Annotated in this window: 10 protein-coding genes; 7 read left to right on the forward strand and 3 right to left on the reverse strand. The window is 76.6% G+C overall.

The window, feature by feature from the left end:
• Window positions 1–96 precede the first annotated feature (96 nt).
• The 4 genes from IPO09_10845 to IPO09_10860 all read left to right on the forward strand — a co-directional run bounded on the left by IPO09_10845 (window position 97) and on the right by IPO09_10860 (window position 3,869).
• Window positions 97–612, forward strand: a complete 516-nt coding sequence (locus tag IPO09_10845; protein MBK9517833.1) for a TerB family tellurite resistance protein — start codon at window positions 97–99, stop codon at window positions 610–612.
• A gap of 269 nt (window positions 613–881) precedes the next feature.
• Window positions 882–1,253 carry a DUF4398 domain-containing protein gene (locus IPO09_10850; protein MBK9517834.1) on the forward strand — a complete coding sequence of 124 codons (372 nt, stop codon included), beginning with the start codon at window positions 882–884 and terminating at the stop codon, window positions 1,251–1,253.
• A 34-nt stretch (window positions 1,254–1,287) separates the two neighbouring features.
• Window positions 1,288–2,304 carry a DUF4398 and OmpA-like domain-containing protein gene (locus IPO09_10855; protein ID MBK9517835.1) on the forward strand — a complete coding sequence of 339 codons (1,017 nt, stop codon included), beginning with the start codon at window positions 1,288–1,290 and terminating at the stop codon, window positions 2,302–2,304.
• Between the two features lie 434 nt (window positions 2,305–2,738).
• Window positions 2,739–3,869, forward strand: coding sequence for a hypothetical protein (locus tag IPO09_10860; protein ID MBK9517836.1), 1,131 nt, complete (start codon window positions 2,739–2,741; stop codon window positions 3,867–3,869).
• Window positions 3,870–3,897: 28 nt separating this feature from the next.
• On the opposite strand, the gene IPO09_10865 is transcribed toward IPO09_10860, so the two are convergent.
• Together IPO09_10865 and IPO09_10870 are read right to left on the reverse strand one after the other, a co-directional pair.
• Window positions 3,898–4,815 (reverse strand): diacylglycerol kinase family lipid kinase, encoded by a 918-nt coding sequence (locus IPO09_10865; protein MBK9517837.1) that lies wholly within the window; start codon window positions 4,813–4,815, stop codon window positions 3,898–3,900.
• Between the two features lie 6 nt (window positions 4,816–4,821).
• Window positions 4,822–5,256, reverse strand: coding sequence for a (Fe-S)-binding protein (locus IPO09_10870; protein MBK9517838.1), 435 nt, complete (start codon window positions 5,254–5,256; stop codon window positions 4,822–4,824).
• Window positions 5,257–5,533: 277 nt separating this feature from the next.
• Between IPO09_10870 and IPO09_10875 the strand changes: the two genes are divergently transcribed.
• The 3 genes from IPO09_10875 (at window position 5,534) to IPO09_10885 (ending at window position 11,468) form a co-directional block, all read left to right on the forward strand.
• A complete protein-coding gene (locus tag IPO09_10875; protein ID MBK9517839.1) occupies window positions 5,534–8,026 on the forward strand; it encodes a glycosyltransferase in 2,493 nt (830 codons plus the stop codon).
• Window positions 8,027–8,151: 125 nt separating this feature from the next.
• Window positions 8,152–10,026 carry a glycosyltransferase gene (locus tag IPO09_10880; GenBank protein MBK9517840.1) on the forward strand — a complete coding sequence of 625 codons (1,875 nt, stop codon included), beginning with the start codon at window positions 8,152–8,154 and terminating at the stop codon, window positions 10,024–10,026.
• The gene (locus IPO09_10885) at window positions 10,023–11,468 is read left to right on the forward strand and encodes a class I SAM-dependent methyltransferase (protein MBK9517841.1); all 1,446 of its coding nucleotides are present in this window, start codon (window positions 10,023–10,025) and stop codon (window positions 11,466–11,468) included. Before IPO09_10880 ends, IPO09_10885 begins: the two co-directional genes overlap by 4 nt.
• 83 nt (window positions 11,469–11,551) lie before the next feature.
• Here IPO09_10885 and IPO09_10890 read toward each other — a convergent pair whose 3' ends face one another.
• Window positions 11,552–13,357 carry a radical SAM protein gene (locus IPO09_10890; GenBank protein MBK9517842.1) on the reverse strand — a complete coding sequence of 602 codons (1,806 nt, stop codon included), beginning with the start codon at window positions 13,355–13,357 and terminating at the stop codon, window positions 11,552–11,554.
• Window positions 13,358–13,367 lie beyond the last annotated feature (10 nt).

Raw genomic sequence — 13,367 nt, forward strand, 5'->3', positions numbered from 1 at the left:
GGCCCTCCCGGGCCCGGACCCGGACCCGGGCCCGGTCCCGGACCCTGCGCCGCGGTTCCGCTGGATCGGGGCGCCGGCGCGCGGTATCGACTCGCCATGTCGCTCCTCTCCTGGCTCGGGCTGGCGCCCGCCGACGACCGCACCCGCGACCCGGACGCCATCCAGGTGCTGATGGGCCCGCTCCTGGCCCTGGGACCCGAGCGGGCCCGCTTCCTGGCGCTCTTCGCCTTCGTGCTGGCGCGGGTGGCCCACGCCGACGCCGAGCTGAGCGAGGCCGAGCTCGGCCACATCCGCCACGAGCTGGCCACCCGGGGGCAGCTGCCGGCGGAGCAGGCGGCGCTGGTGGCGCGGCTGGCCGCCGAGCAGCACCAGCTGGCCGGCGGCACCCACGGCTTCCTGGCCACCCGCGAGCTGCGCGAGCTGGCCTCCCACGAGGAGAAGCTGGCGGTGCTCGACTGCCTCTTCGGCGTGGCCTCGGCCGACCAGCACCTCTCGGGCGTCGAGGAGGAGGCCATCCGCGGCATCTCCCGCGAGCTCCTGCTCGGCAACGACGAGTACCTGTGGGTGCGGGCCCGCTACCGCGAGCACCGGGCGGTCCACAAGCCGGACTAGCCGACGCCAGGCGAGCCGGGTCACGCCCGGGGCGCTCGGGTGGTCGCGACGGCTGGCCGGCGGGATCGCCCGGATACCCGGCCAAGACGTCTGCCGAACGTCCGCAAACGCCGTTCGCGGCCAGCGATGGGCCGCCTGGCCAGGCCTGGGCCATCGATCGGGCCCAGACCTGGCCTGGTTCGTTCCATGCAGCCGGACTGCCCGCATCGCCCCGAACCGGGGAAACCGCGCCGAGCCAGGCGCCCGTCCACGCAGCAAGGAAGGACCTCATGAAGCTCTCCTTCAGGAGCGCCAGCGCGCTGCTCGCCGCCGGCGTCGTGACCACCACCCTCGCCGTGGGCTGCGCCAACGCGCCGCTGCGCACCGAGGCGTCCACGTCGGGGATCCGCGCCGCCGAGGAGGTGGGCGCCCCCACGGTGCCCAGGGCCGCCCTCCACCTGCAGCTCGCCAAGGAGGAGCTGGAGCACGCCAAGGCGCTGGAGGCGAAGGGCGAGGGGGGCCAGGCCGCCTCCATGCTGGAGCGGTCGGAGGTCGACGCCGAGCTGGCCGTGGCGCTCTCCCGGGAGGCCAGCGAGGAGTCGGAGGCCCGGGCGGCCCTGGAGCGCGTTCGCCAGCTTCGCCAGAACGCCAAGACCCCGTGAGCCTGCCAGCCCGATCACCGAAAGGGACCACCCCATGACCTTGAATCAACTCCTCGCCATCATCGCCGGCGCCGCACTCCTCGCCGGCTGCGCCTCCTCGGCTCCCAGGGAGCTGGTCGGCGCCCGAGAGGCCTACCGGCGCGCCAGCACCGGGAGCGCGGCCACCGTCGCGCCGGCGGACCTGCACGTCGCCAGGAAGGCGCTCGACCAGGCGGAGAAGTCCTTCAAGGACGACGCCGACTCCTTCCGGACGCGGGACCTGGCCTACGTGGCCCAGCGCAGGTCGGAGATCGCCGAGGCCAGGGCCTCCATCGTCACCGGGCAGAAGACCCAGGTCCGGGCCAACGCCGACTACCAGGCCACCCAGGGCGCCTTGGCCGCCGAGACCAGGCAGGATCTGAGCGAGGCGCGCCAGGCCCTGGCGAGCTCGGAGCGCGCGGGTGAGCGGAGGCTGGAGCGGCTCTCCAGCGAGCAGGAGGCGCGCGCGGCGGCCGAGCAGCAGGCCGCGGTGGCGCGGGAGCGGCTCACCGCCGAGCAGCAGGCGCGGACCACGGCCGACCAGGCCCGGACCGTGGCCGACCAGCAGGCCCGCGCCGCGGCCGACCAGGCCCGGGCCGCGGCCGAGCAGCAGGCGGCCGCGCTGCAGGCCGCGCTGGCCAAGCTCGCCGCCGTGAGGGAGGAGCCCCGGGGGATGGTCATCACGCTCTCCGGGAGCGTGCTCTTCGCCTCCAACCGGTCGGCCCTGCTGCCCGAGGCGCGCCGGCGGCTCGACCAGGTGGCCGAGGTGCTGCTGGCCACCCGCGAGCGCACCCTGGTCGTCGAGGGGCACACCGACTCGCAGGGGTCCGACCAGAGGAACCTGGTCCTGTCCCAGGCCCGCGCGGACGCCGTCCGCAGCTACCTGGTGGGCAAGGACTACCAGGCCGACCTGGTCACCGCCCGCGGGATGGGTGAGGGCCAGCCGGTCGCCGACAACACCACCCCCGAGGGCCGGGCCAACAACCGGCGCGTCGAGATCGTGGTCCAGCGCGAGCCGCACGCCTCCAGGTAGCCGGAGCCGCGCCGCCGGCCGCCCGCGAGGCGGCCCAGGCGGCGCGGGCGCTCCCGAGCCGCACCTCGTGCCCCGGTGCCCAGGCGCATCCCGCCTGGCATCCGGGGCACCCGTTTGTGTTGTTCGGGCGCCCGAACAACACCGAAGGGTCGCTGCGCGGGTGGTGGCTGCGACGTCCACCTTTCCGGCGCCAGTCCCACCCCGGCCCTCGCCTGCTCCTTCCAGGCCCGGGTAGGCTCCCCGCCATGCGCCCCAGCCGCCTCGTCCCGCCGCTCTGTGCGGCCGTCCTGCTCGCCGGGTGCGGCGGCGCCACCACCTCCGTGCCGACTGGTCCGACCGGTCCGACCGGTCCGACCGGTCCGACCGGTCCGACCGGCCCGACGGGCCCCACCGGCCCCGCCGCCCAGCTCCTCTGTGCCGGCACCGCCCCGGGCTTGCCGTCCCACCTCGCGGTGGGCTACGCCGCGGGGGATCCCGGCGACCCGCCGGCGTCCGCCGCCGGCGGCTTCGACCTGCGCTACCAGTACCTGGCCGGCGTGCTGGCCCCGGACGCGGCCTGTCTGGCCCCGGGCCGCGCCAAGGCCGAGGGCTGTGGCACCGAGTGGTGGGGCACCTGGCAGTGGGACCAGGAGCCGCCCGGCCAGTTCGTGACCGGCTTCGCGGCCGCCACCGGCGCCGCCGGGCTGCGCCCCATGGTCACCTACTACCTGCTCCTGCCGGCGGCCCAGCAGCGGCTCGGCATCGCGGAGGGCACCCAGGAGGTCACGGTGGCGGCGCGGGACCGGGCCTTCATGGCCGCCTACCTGGCCGACTTCCGCTTCTTCCTGCAGCGGCTCGGGAGCACCCCGGCCATCGTCCACGTCGAGCCGGACTTCTGGGGCTACGCCCAGCACGCCGCGCGGGCCGCCGGGGTGGACGCCCACGGGCTGCCGGCCGAGGTGCCGCTCGCCAACCCCACCGACTGCGCCGCCGCCGAGCCCTCCATCGCCGGGCTGGGGCGCTGCCTCGTCTCGATGGCCCGCACCTACGCCCCCGGCGCGCTGGTCAGCCTGCACGGCTCGCCCTGGGCCAGCGGCTTCGACTGCGTCGGGAACGCCCGGGCCTCGCTCGACGTGGCGGCCGAGGCCCGCAAGACCGCCGACTTCCTCGTGGCGGCCGGGGGCGACTGCGCCGACCTGGTGGTGGTGGATCTCTCCGACCGCGACGCCGGGTGGTACCAGACGCAGGGGCGGGACAGCTGGCTCGACGCCGGCGACGCCGCGCTGCCCAGCTTCACCCAGGCCTTCACCTGGTCGCGGGCGCTGGCCGACCGGGCCGGCCGGCGGGTGCTCTGGTGGCAGCTGCCGGTGGGGAACATGGCGCTCGCCAACACCTGCGGCGCCTGGCAGGACAACAAGCTCGACTACTTCTTCGACCACCCGGACCGGGTGGCGGCCAGCGGCGCCGCCGGGATGGCCTTCGGCAGCGGGGCCACCTGCCAGACCTCACCCTCGAGCGACGGCGGCCACCTGTGGGCGCGCGCGGCGGCCCTGGCCGCGGCCGGGGGGCAGCCGCTCGGGCCCTGAGGGTGTCCGAGGCCGGCCCGCCCCCGCCTCACCCGCCCCCGCGCAGCAGCAGCGCCCCCGGCAGCACCCGGAAGCGGGCCGGCAGCCGGCCGGGCTGCTCGCCGTCGGCCTCCAGCAGGACGGGCCCCTCGTCGAGCGGCTCCACCTCCACGCTGCGGGCGGTGAGCGTGCGGGTGTTGGGCAGCGCCACGTGGCGCCCGTCGTAGATCTGCGGCTGCTTCACCACGAAGTCGAGCAGCCCCAGCCCGCTCCAGATGGTGAGGTCGAGCAGGCCGTCGTCGAGGCGGGCCCGCGGCGCCACCAGCATGCCGCCGCCGAAGTACCGCGCGTTGCAGACCGAGAAGGCGGTGATGGGGGTCTCGGTCCAGGGGCCGCCGTCGGCGCGCCAGCGGACCCGGCGGTCGCGCCAGCCGAGCAGCGCGCGGGCCGAGGCCAGCTGGAAGGTGAGCCGCCCGCCCAGCAGCTTGGAGGAGCGGTTGACCCGATCCGTCACCACCCCGCTGACGCCGCAGGAGGCCACGTTGACGAAGTGGCGCACCGCCGGCGCGCCATCGTGGCCGGTGAACTCCACCACCCCGAGGTCGATGACCCGCGGCGCCGCCTCCGCCAGGCTGCGCGCCGCGCCGTGCAGGTCGGCCGGGATGCCCAGCGAGCGGCGCAGGTCGCCGCCGGTGCCGCGCGGCAGGTAGCCGAACTCGCCGCGGTGGGACCCGAGCCGCAGCCCGTCGATGACCTCCGAGGCGGTGCCGTCGCCACCCACCGCCACCACCAGCGGCCGGCCCTCGAAGGCCGCCTGGCGCGCCAGCGCGGCGCCGTGGCCCACCGCGGTGGTGAAGCGGGCCTCGAACTGGCCCACCGCGGCGCGCACGGCGCGGGCGATGTCCTCGAAGCGGCGGCCGGTGCGGCCGGCGGCGCTGGCGGGGTTGACGATCAGGAGGGGCTGCACGGGAGCTCAGGCCAGGCTGGCCGGCCGCGGCGTCGCGTCGAGCCGCCGCCCCAGGTGGACCAGCACGCGGGCGATGGGCACCCCGGCCGGGCAGAGCCGCTCGCAGCCGCCGCAGCCCGCGCAGGCCAGCACCAGGTCGCGGCCGAGCGGCAGGTCGGCGGCCTGGCGCCCCACCAGGCGGAACACGGCGGGCAGCCCCAGCGCCCTGAGCTCGGGCGCCGCGTCGGGCAGGCGGCACCCGGCCTCGCACAGGCCGCAGCCGGTGCAGCGGGCCGCCAGCAGGGCCACCTCGCGGTCCTCCGGCCGGGTGGGGCCGAGGCCGTCGGGGCCGTAGGCGGCCAGGAACCGGGTGAGCCCCGTGCCGCGCTGCGCCAGCCGCTTGAGCGGCTGCACCACCAGGGCTCGCCAGGCGAGGAAGAGGAGCGCGCGGAGGCTGGGCATGGCTGTCCTCATCCTAAGGCGGAGCCCCGCGCGGCGCGAGGCGTCCCCTCGCCGGGGAGGCCTAGGGCGCGCCGTCAGCCGCTTGACGTTCGGACGGACCAGGGCCAGCCGGTGGCCGCGATTCCGCCAGGATGGCGCGCCGGCCGGGCGGGCCTGCCACTTGCACCGCTGGCCCCGGGCCTCCAGCACTCCAGCACTCCAGCACTCCAGCACTCCAGCACTCCAGCACTCCAGCACTCCAGCACTCCAGCCCACCAGCTCGAACCAGGAGACCACTGTGCGTTCCTTCAAGGCGGGTGATGGGGCCAGCGCCGCGGCCTCACGGCCAGCCACCGCGGGTGGCGGCCCATCCAGCCCCTCGCCCCTGCCCCGCCCCCCCTTCCCGGCCGCGGCGCGCGCCCCGCGCGGCTCCGCGCTGCTGGCGAGCGTCGCCATCGACCCCGGCCACGACGGCACCTTCGAGCTGGCCGTCACCTTCCAGGAGGGGCTGCACCGCTTCGGCGGCCGGGCGCGCTTCCCGTGCGCCGCGCCCCTGGGCGCGCCCTCGCTGCCGAACCCGGTCACCGGCGCCGCCGTGGCGGTCACGCCGGGCGATCTGCTCGACTTCCTCGCCAACGGCTACGACCAGCCGCGCGAGGCGGCCGCGGTGCTGGCCGGGGCCGCCGCCGGCGCCTCGCCCCGGGTGGCCTTCACGGTGCGCTCCTCCTCGGTGAAGGGGGGCGGCACCCTCACCCTCTTCCGCTGGGTCAACTGGCTGGCCGAGCTGGGCGTGGCGGTGGCCGTCTACTCCGACGACTACCCACCCGACTGGACCACGGTGAACGCCCGCTTCCACTGCCTGCCCGACCCGGCGGTCCGCTACGCCGCCATCGAGGAGCCGGTGGTGGTGGTCTACTCGGTGCTGGAGGTGCCGCTGGTGCTGCAGCACCTGCCGACCCGCGGCCGGCGCGTCGTGCACCTCTGCCAGGGGGCCGAGGACTTCCACTACGGCCCGCCCCCACCGGGCGGGCTGCTCTCGCCCAACGCGGCCTTCGATCTCCTCAACTCGCTCCCGGTGGAGCGGCTGGTGGTGTCGCCGCACCTCCTGGACTACTTCCAGCGCAAGTACGGGCAGCGGTCGCTGCTGGTCCCGAACGGCATCGACCTCGAGCTCTTCTCGCCCGGGCCGCGGCCGCCGCCCTCGGGCCGGCTGACGGTGCTCTGCGCCGGAAACCCGACCCACCCGCTCAAGGGCGTGGGCGTGGTCAAGGCGGCGCTGGCCCTGCTGGCGCGGCGCCGCCCGGACTGGCGGCTGCACCTGGTCAACGTCTGCGGCGAGCCGCTGCTCTCGCCCCCGGAGCCGGGCGGCCCCGGCTTCACCGGCGAGCTGCGCTGCCGGGTGAGCGGCCCGGAGATGCGCGACCTGTTCCGCGGCAGCGACGCCTACGTCAACGCCTCCTGGTACGAGGGGTTCGGGCTGCCGTCGCTGGAGGCCATGGCCTGCGGCCTGCCGGTGGTGCAGTGCGACAACCCCGGCCTGGAGGGGATCGTGCAGGGCGGGCACGACTGCCTGGCCGCCGCGGTGGGCAGCGCCGAGGCGATCGCCGCCGCCCTGGAGCGGCTGCTCGGCGACGCGGCGCTGCGGGACCGGCTGACCCGGGCCGGCCTCGAGACCGCCGGGCGGTGGTCGCTCGACCAGCAGCGCGACGCCCTGGTGGCCGCCTTCTCCACCCTCACCGGCGTGGACCTGGCCGCGCACGCCCGCCCGGCGCCGCCGCCCGGGGCGCCCCTCTTCTCGGTGCTGGTGCCGGTGGTGGGCCCGGCCCCGCACCTGGCGGCGGCGCTGGAGAGCCTCACGGGCCAGGGCGAGCCGCGCTGGGAGGCGCTGGTGGTGTACGACGGCGCCGACGCGGGCGCGGCCGCGACGCTGGCCAGGCTGGCCGGGCAGGACCCCCGCCTTCGCGCCCTCCCCTGCCCGGGCGCCACCCTCTCGACGGCCCTGGCCGTTGGCCTGGCCGAGGCCACGGCCCGCCGGATCTGCTGGCTCCCCCCCGACGAGCGCCTCCTGCCCGACAAGCTCGAGGTCCACCTGGTGGCCGAGCGGGCCGACCCGGCCGCCCGCTTCACCCACACCGGCCACCGGCGGCGCCACCCGTCCGGCGGGGCGGACCAGCCGGCCAGCCCGCCCGCGGCGCAGCTGGTGCCCCCGGGGCCCCTGCAGGTGCTGGAGCTGCTGCAGCAGGGCTACCTCGCCACCGCCAGCGTGGTGCTGGACCGCTGCGTGCTCGACGCCGTCGGCGGCTTCGGCGACGCGCCGCCCGGGCAGCTGGCCCACGCCCTCTGGCTGCGCCTCAGCCGGCGCTTCCGCTCGCGCTTCCTCGACCGCGACACCTGCGTGCGCCGGCCGCCCCAGGGCGCCGCCGCGGCCCGCCAGGCGGACGCGGAGGCGGGCCAGGCGGCCCGCGCCTTCCTGGAGGCGCACACCTTCCCGGACCTCTTCCCGCTGCTCGACCTCGACCACCCGGACCAGGCGGTCCACGCGGTGGCGGCCGCCCTGCGCGTGGCCACCGACCCCGGCGCGCTCCTGGCGCTCGCCGCGGGGCAGCCCCTGCTGCTCGACCGGGTGGCGGCCTGGCTCGGCGGGGCCCCCGCGCCGGCGCGGGCGGCCTGCCGGCAGGCCCTGCTGCAGCTGGGGCGGGGCGGCGGCCCCCCGGACCTGCGCGCGGCGGTGGCCAGGCTGCACGACGCGGCGGGCGGCCCCGCCGCGGCCGGGGCCCCGTCAAGCGCCTGACGCCCCGTCCGGCGGGCAACCCACCGGATCCGCTCCGCCTTCTACCGGGCAGGGTTCCTGCAACCAGAGCTTCAGCGCGCCAGGGGGCCGTCGCGACTCCCCCCTGCCCGCCGCCCGAGGACTCGATGCCGGACTCACCAGACCGCCGACCGCACGTCTCCATCGTCCTCGCGGTCCGCGACGGCTGGGAGCAGACCTTCCGCACCCTGCTGGCGCTCGTCGAGGCCACCCGCGGCCTCTCCACCGAGACCATCGTGGTGGACGACGGCTCCAGCGACGAGACCGGCCTGGCCCTGCCGCGGCTGCCCGGCCTGCAGGCCGTCCGGGCCGACCAGCCGGTGGGGCTGGTGCGCGCCCGGAACCAGGGCGCGGCGCTGGCTCGCGGCCACCTGGTGGCCTTCCTCGGCAACGGCGCGGTCCCGACGGCCGGCTGGCTGGCGCCGCTGCTGGCCGCCTTCGAGCAGGATCCGCTGCTCGGCGCGGCGCAGCCGGCGGCCGGCCTGCGCTGCTCGGATGGCCTGGTGGTGCAGGCCGAGGTCTTCCGGCGCCTGGGCGGCTTCGACGTCGCCTTCCGCGACCGCCTGGCGGAGGTCGACCTGGGCTTCCGGCTGGCCGCCGCCCAGGCGCGGCTGGCGCAGGTGGCGGAGAGCCTGCTCGAGGTGACGGCCCCCTGGGGCGCCGGCCTGGCGCCCTGGCCGGCCGACGAGGCGCTGCTGGCGGCGCGCTGGGGTGCCCGGCTGGCCGCCGCCACCCCGCCCGCGCCCACCCCGCCGGCCGCGGCCCCGGCCGCAGTCGCCGTCGCCGCCGCAGCTCCCCCGGCGCCCGGGCCGGCCCGCCCGCCGGTCACCGCCGGCGCGCCGCAGTTCTCGGTGCTGGTGCCCTGTTACAACCAGGCCCACTTCCTCACCGCCGCGCTCGACAGCCTGCTGGCCCAGACCTGCGGCGACTGGGAGGCGCTGGTGGTGGACGACGGCTCCACCGACGCCACCACCGAGGTGGCCCACCGCTACGCCCGGCAGGACCCGCGCTTCCGGCCCTTCCGCAAGGCCAACGGCGGCGTGGCGTCGGCGCTCAACCGCGGGCTGGCCGAGGCCCGCGGCGAGTGGGTCTGCTGGCTCTCCGCCGACGACCTCTTCCTGCCCGACAAGCTCGAGGTGCACCGCGACGCCATCCGGCGCGACCCCGCGCTGCGCTTCATGCACACCAACTTCGAGCTGCTCTGGCAGGAGACGGGGCGGCGCACCCCCTCGGGCATGGCGGTGGCCTCCTTCATCCCGCCGCCCGAGCAGCAGGTGCTGCGCTTCCTGCAGATCAACTACTTCAACGGCATCACCATCGCGCTCCGCCGCGACGTCTTCGCGGCGCTGGGGGGCTTCGACGAGGAGTTCCGGTACGGGCAGGACTACGACGTCTGGCTGCGCGCCAGCGCCCTGGTGCGCTCCACCTTCCTGGACCGGGCCACCGCGGTGACCCGGCTCCACCCGGGGCAGGGCACCGCCCTGTTCACCGAGGCCGGCATCTACGACTCGGCCAGGGCCGCGGCCGCCTTCCTCAACCGCCACCCGCTGGCGGCGCTCTTCCCGGCGCTCGATCTCGACCGCCCGGACCACGCCCTGCACGCGGTGGTGGCGGCCCTGCGCGTGGCCCTCGACCCGGCCTCCTTCGTGGCGCGCTGCGGCTACGCCCCGGCGCTGCAGGACCGGCTGCTGGAGTGGGCGGCCCAGGCCCCGGCCCCGGCCCGGACCCTGGTGCAGCGCGAGCTCGGCCGCGCCCTGGCCGCCCCCGCCACCGAGCAGGTGGTGGCCGAGGCCCTGCGGCCGCTGGTGGCTTTGGCCCCCGGCGGCTTCACCTACCGGCCGCACGACCCGCTCGGCCTGCTACACCGGCAGGCGGCGCGGGTGGAGGCGCAGGGCAACGCCGGCGAGCTGGCTGCGCTGCGCCGCTACCTCAGGATGATCTCGGACACCCGGACCCGCGGCCTGGAGGCCAGCGCCCCATGAGCACCCTCGACCCGCTGCTCGACCGCCTCACCGCTGGCCAGCCCGCCGCCGCCGTGCCCGCGGCCCAGCGCGAGGCCTTCCTGCTGGAGCTGGACCCCGCAGAGGCCGCCTGGCGCCAGGTGGTGGCCGACTACCTGGCCACCTTCGCCGCCGACGAGCCGGTGGCGCTGGTGCTGGCGCCGCCTTCGGGCGCCCCGCTCGAGGACCTGGCCGCGCAGGTCATGGCGCTGGTGGAGCGCTCCGGCCAGCCGACCTGCGCCGAGGTGATCCTCCTGGAGGGACCCCACGAGCTCCTGGAGACCCTGCGCGCCTTCGGGCGGGTCCACTGGGTCCCCGGGGTGGGGGCCCCCTCGGGCGGCCGCGAGGGGATCCGCTTCTCCCGCCTGGCCGAGGCGCGGCGCCGCTCCGCCACGGCCGCGGCGCCAGCCGCCGCACCCGCCCCCTCGCCGGCCGCGCCGGCGCCCGCAGCCCGACTGGCCCCGCCGCCCCAGCCGGCCGCCCCGCCGCCCGGCTTCATCGAGGTGCGCCGGCTCCCCGAGCTCATCCACCACATGGCCGTCACCGGCGAGGGCACCGACGCCTGCCTGGCCGCCGGCGCCCTGCCCATGCCGGTGCACTTCTACTCCCCCATCCCGGACATCCCGGACCTGGAGCGGCGCGGGGTCTTCAAGGCGCGCAGCGACCTGGCGGGCATCGACTTCCGCCCCGAGGCGCAGGTGGCCTACCTCGGCGAGCTGGGGCGGGCCCACGGCCACGAGTGCGACTGGCCCCTGGCCCCCACCGCCGATCCGCACCAGTTCCACCTGGAGAACGGCAGCTTCAGCTTCGGCTGCGCCGCCAGCCTGCACTGCGTCATCCGCCACCACCACCCGCGCCGCATCATCGAGGTGGGCTCGGGGCAGTCGTCCAAGGTCATCGCCGCCGCCCTGGCGCGCGAGGCCGCCGAGGGGCACCGGGCCGACTACACCGTCATCGACCCCTACCCCAGCGCCATGGTGGCCAGCCTGCCCGGGCTGACCCGGCTCATCGCCGAGCGGGTCGAGCTGACGGCGCTCGCGCCGTTCCTGGCGCTGCGCGACGGCGACCTCCTCTTCATCGACTCCAGCCACATGGTGAAGACCGGCAGCGACGTGAACTTCCTGTTCCTGGAGGTGCTGCCGCGCCTGGCCCCCGGGGTCATCGTGCACGTCCACGACATCGGGCTGCCCTTCGAGTACGCCAAGGTCTACTTCACCAACCCGAAGTTCCGGATGTTCTGGACCGAGGCCTACCTGCTGCAGGCCTTCCTCTCCTGCAACGACCGCTTCGAGGTGCTCATGGGGCTGGCCTGGCTGATGACCGACCAGCTGCCGGCCTTCCGCGCCGCCTTCCCGGCCTGGGACCCGGTCGCCAGCCCGTCCGGCAGCGGCAGCTTCTGGTTCCGGCGCAAGCCGCAGGCCTGAGCGGGGCCTCACCCCGGCGCCGGCGCGTCGGGCGCGGCAGGCCAGGCCCTCGCGCCTCGGGCGCCAGGCCCGGCCCGCGCCGCTCAGCGCCCGGCCGACAGCTGGGCCAGCATGACGCGCGCGTTGTCCCGGTAGGCCGGGTTCTGCGGCTCGAGGGCGATGGCCCGGCCCATCAGGTCCACGGCCTGGGCGCGCCGCGACGCCGCCCACTCGTGGATGGCCAGGTTGGACCAGCTCTCGGCGTAGCTCGGGCAGAGCTCGGCGGCGGTGACGAAGGCGTCCAGCGCCGCCGACGCGTCGCCGCCGGCGAAGGTGGCCTCCCCCACCAGGTTGAGGCGGCGGGCCACCGCCGCCAGCCAGGCGTGGCGCGGCCCGAGCGGCATGCCGGGCACGCGCAGCTCGAGCCGGTGGCCCAGCACCCGGACGTCCGGCCGGTCGGTGGTCAGCTGCTGGCCGGCCAGGACCGCCGCCGCGCCCGCCGGGTCGCGGCGCACCGCCTCGGTCCGGTAGACCGCGCCGTGGCGCGGCGCGCCCGGCGTGGTGCCCTGGGCGCGGTGGCCCACCACCTGGCAGGCCTCGCCGGCCGCCAGGAAGGCCTTGAGCGGCCGCTCCAGCTTCTCCGGGTGCCAGCAGGTCCCCGGGGCCAAGAGCGCCAGGTAGGCGCCGCGGGCTTCCCCGGCGGCGCGCGCCAGCGCCTCGGCCCCGGCGCCGCACCCCTCCAGCACCACGCCCTGCTCCCCCTCCAGGCGGGTCCGCACCGCCGCCGGCAGCTCGTCGCGCCCGCCGGCCAGGGCGAAGACCCGCTCGTGGACCGGGTAGGTCTGCCAGGCCAGGCTGCGCAGCGAGGCGTCCAGCTGCTCGTCGGAGGTGCCGGCGTCGAGGGGCACCACCACCGAGATCAGCGGCAGGTGCTGGTAGCGCTCCTCGCCCAGGTGCTTGTCCAGGTGGGTGGTGAGGTCGTCCAGGCTGGCGTGGGCGAAGCAGGTCTTGCACTCCGGGAAGAAGCGCTCCTTCCGCAGGGCGCGGTAGCGCTCGCCGTTCCAGACCGCGTCGAAGCCGAGCTGGTGGACGTTGCCCATCTTCTGGTTCCCGGCGAAGCAGCAGGCGCCCACCTCGCCGTCCACCCCCACGAAGGTCTCGGTGTACGGCGAGGTGCAGCCGGCGCCGGGCGCGGGCGGCTGGTGCGTGCCGTCGAAGCGCCGGCTCCCCACGCCCACGCCGAGCCGGGCCCCCTCGCGCCGGGCCTCGTCGATGGCGGCGTTGGCGCGGACCTTGTCGAACCACAGGCTGCGGGTCACCAGCTCGGGCTTGGTGATGATGAGCGAGGTCAGGCTCACGGTGGTGACGCCCAGGCGCGCCGCCAGCCGCACGAACTCCGGGAACTCGTCGATGTTGCCGAGGTGCGCCACGAAGCTGAGGATGACCTTGGAGCCGGGGATGTGCCGGAGCGCCCGCTCGACGTTGCCGAGGACGTGGTCCCACCGGCCGTGCACCATGTCGCGCTCGTAGGTGGCCCGGGTGGCGGCGTTGAGCGAGAAGACGACGTGGTGGAGGTTCCTGGACAGCAGCTCGGCGTGGGCCTCGGTGAAGTGCGAGCCGTTGGTGGTGACGCTGATGCAGTCCCGCGGGTTGACCTCGGTGATGAAGCGGATGGCGTCGGCGATGCGCGGGTACATGAACGGCTCGCCCCAGCCGGTGATGTCCACCATGGTGGCGTCGCGGATGGCGGGCCTGAGCTGCTCCAGCCGCTCGAAGGGGAGGTCGGTGTAGGTCGAGTTGTGCTGGCGCGGGCAGAAGAAGCAGGCGTAGTTGCACTTCAGGCTGAAGAAGATGGCCAGCGTGGCCGGGCGCGGCGTGGTGGCCTGCTCGGCGTGAATGGCGAGTCCCATGGGTGCTCCC

It is taken from the genome of Anaeromyxobacter sp. (assembly GCA_016718565.1).
GTDB lineage: Bacteria > Myxococcota > Myxococcia > Myxococcales > Anaeromyxobacteraceae > JADKCZ01.

Excerpts from the sequence above, each read along its gene's own strand:
- IPO09_10845 (MBK9517833.1), top strand. The coding sequence starts at position 97 with ATGTCGCTCCTCTCCTGGCTCGGGCTGGCGCCCGCCGACGACCGCACC.
- IPO09_10850 (MBK9517834.1), top strand. The coding sequence starts at position 882 with ATGAAGCTCTCCTTCAGGAGCGCCAGCGCGCTGCTCGCCGCCGGCGTC.
- IPO09_10855 (MBK9517835.1), top strand. The coding sequence starts at position 1,288 with ATGACCTTGAATCAACTCCTCGCCATCATCGCCGGCGCCGCACTCCTC.
- IPO09_10870 (MBK9517838.1), bottom strand. The coding sequence starts at position 5,256 with ATGCCCAGCCTCCGCGCGCTCCTCTTCCTCGCCTGGCGAGCCCTGGTG.
- IPO09_10880 (MBK9517840.1), top strand. The coding sequence starts at position 8,152 with ATGCCGGACTCACCAGACCGCCGACCGCACGTCTCCATCGTCCTCGCG.
- IPO09_10885 (MBK9517841.1), top strand. The coding sequence starts at position 10,023 with ATGAGCACCCTCGACCCGCTGCTCGACCGCCTCACCGCTGGCCAGCCC.
- IPO09_10890 (MBK9517842.1), bottom strand. The coding sequence starts at position 13,357 with ATGGGACTCGCCATTCACGCCGAGCAGGCCACCACGCCGCGCCCGGCC.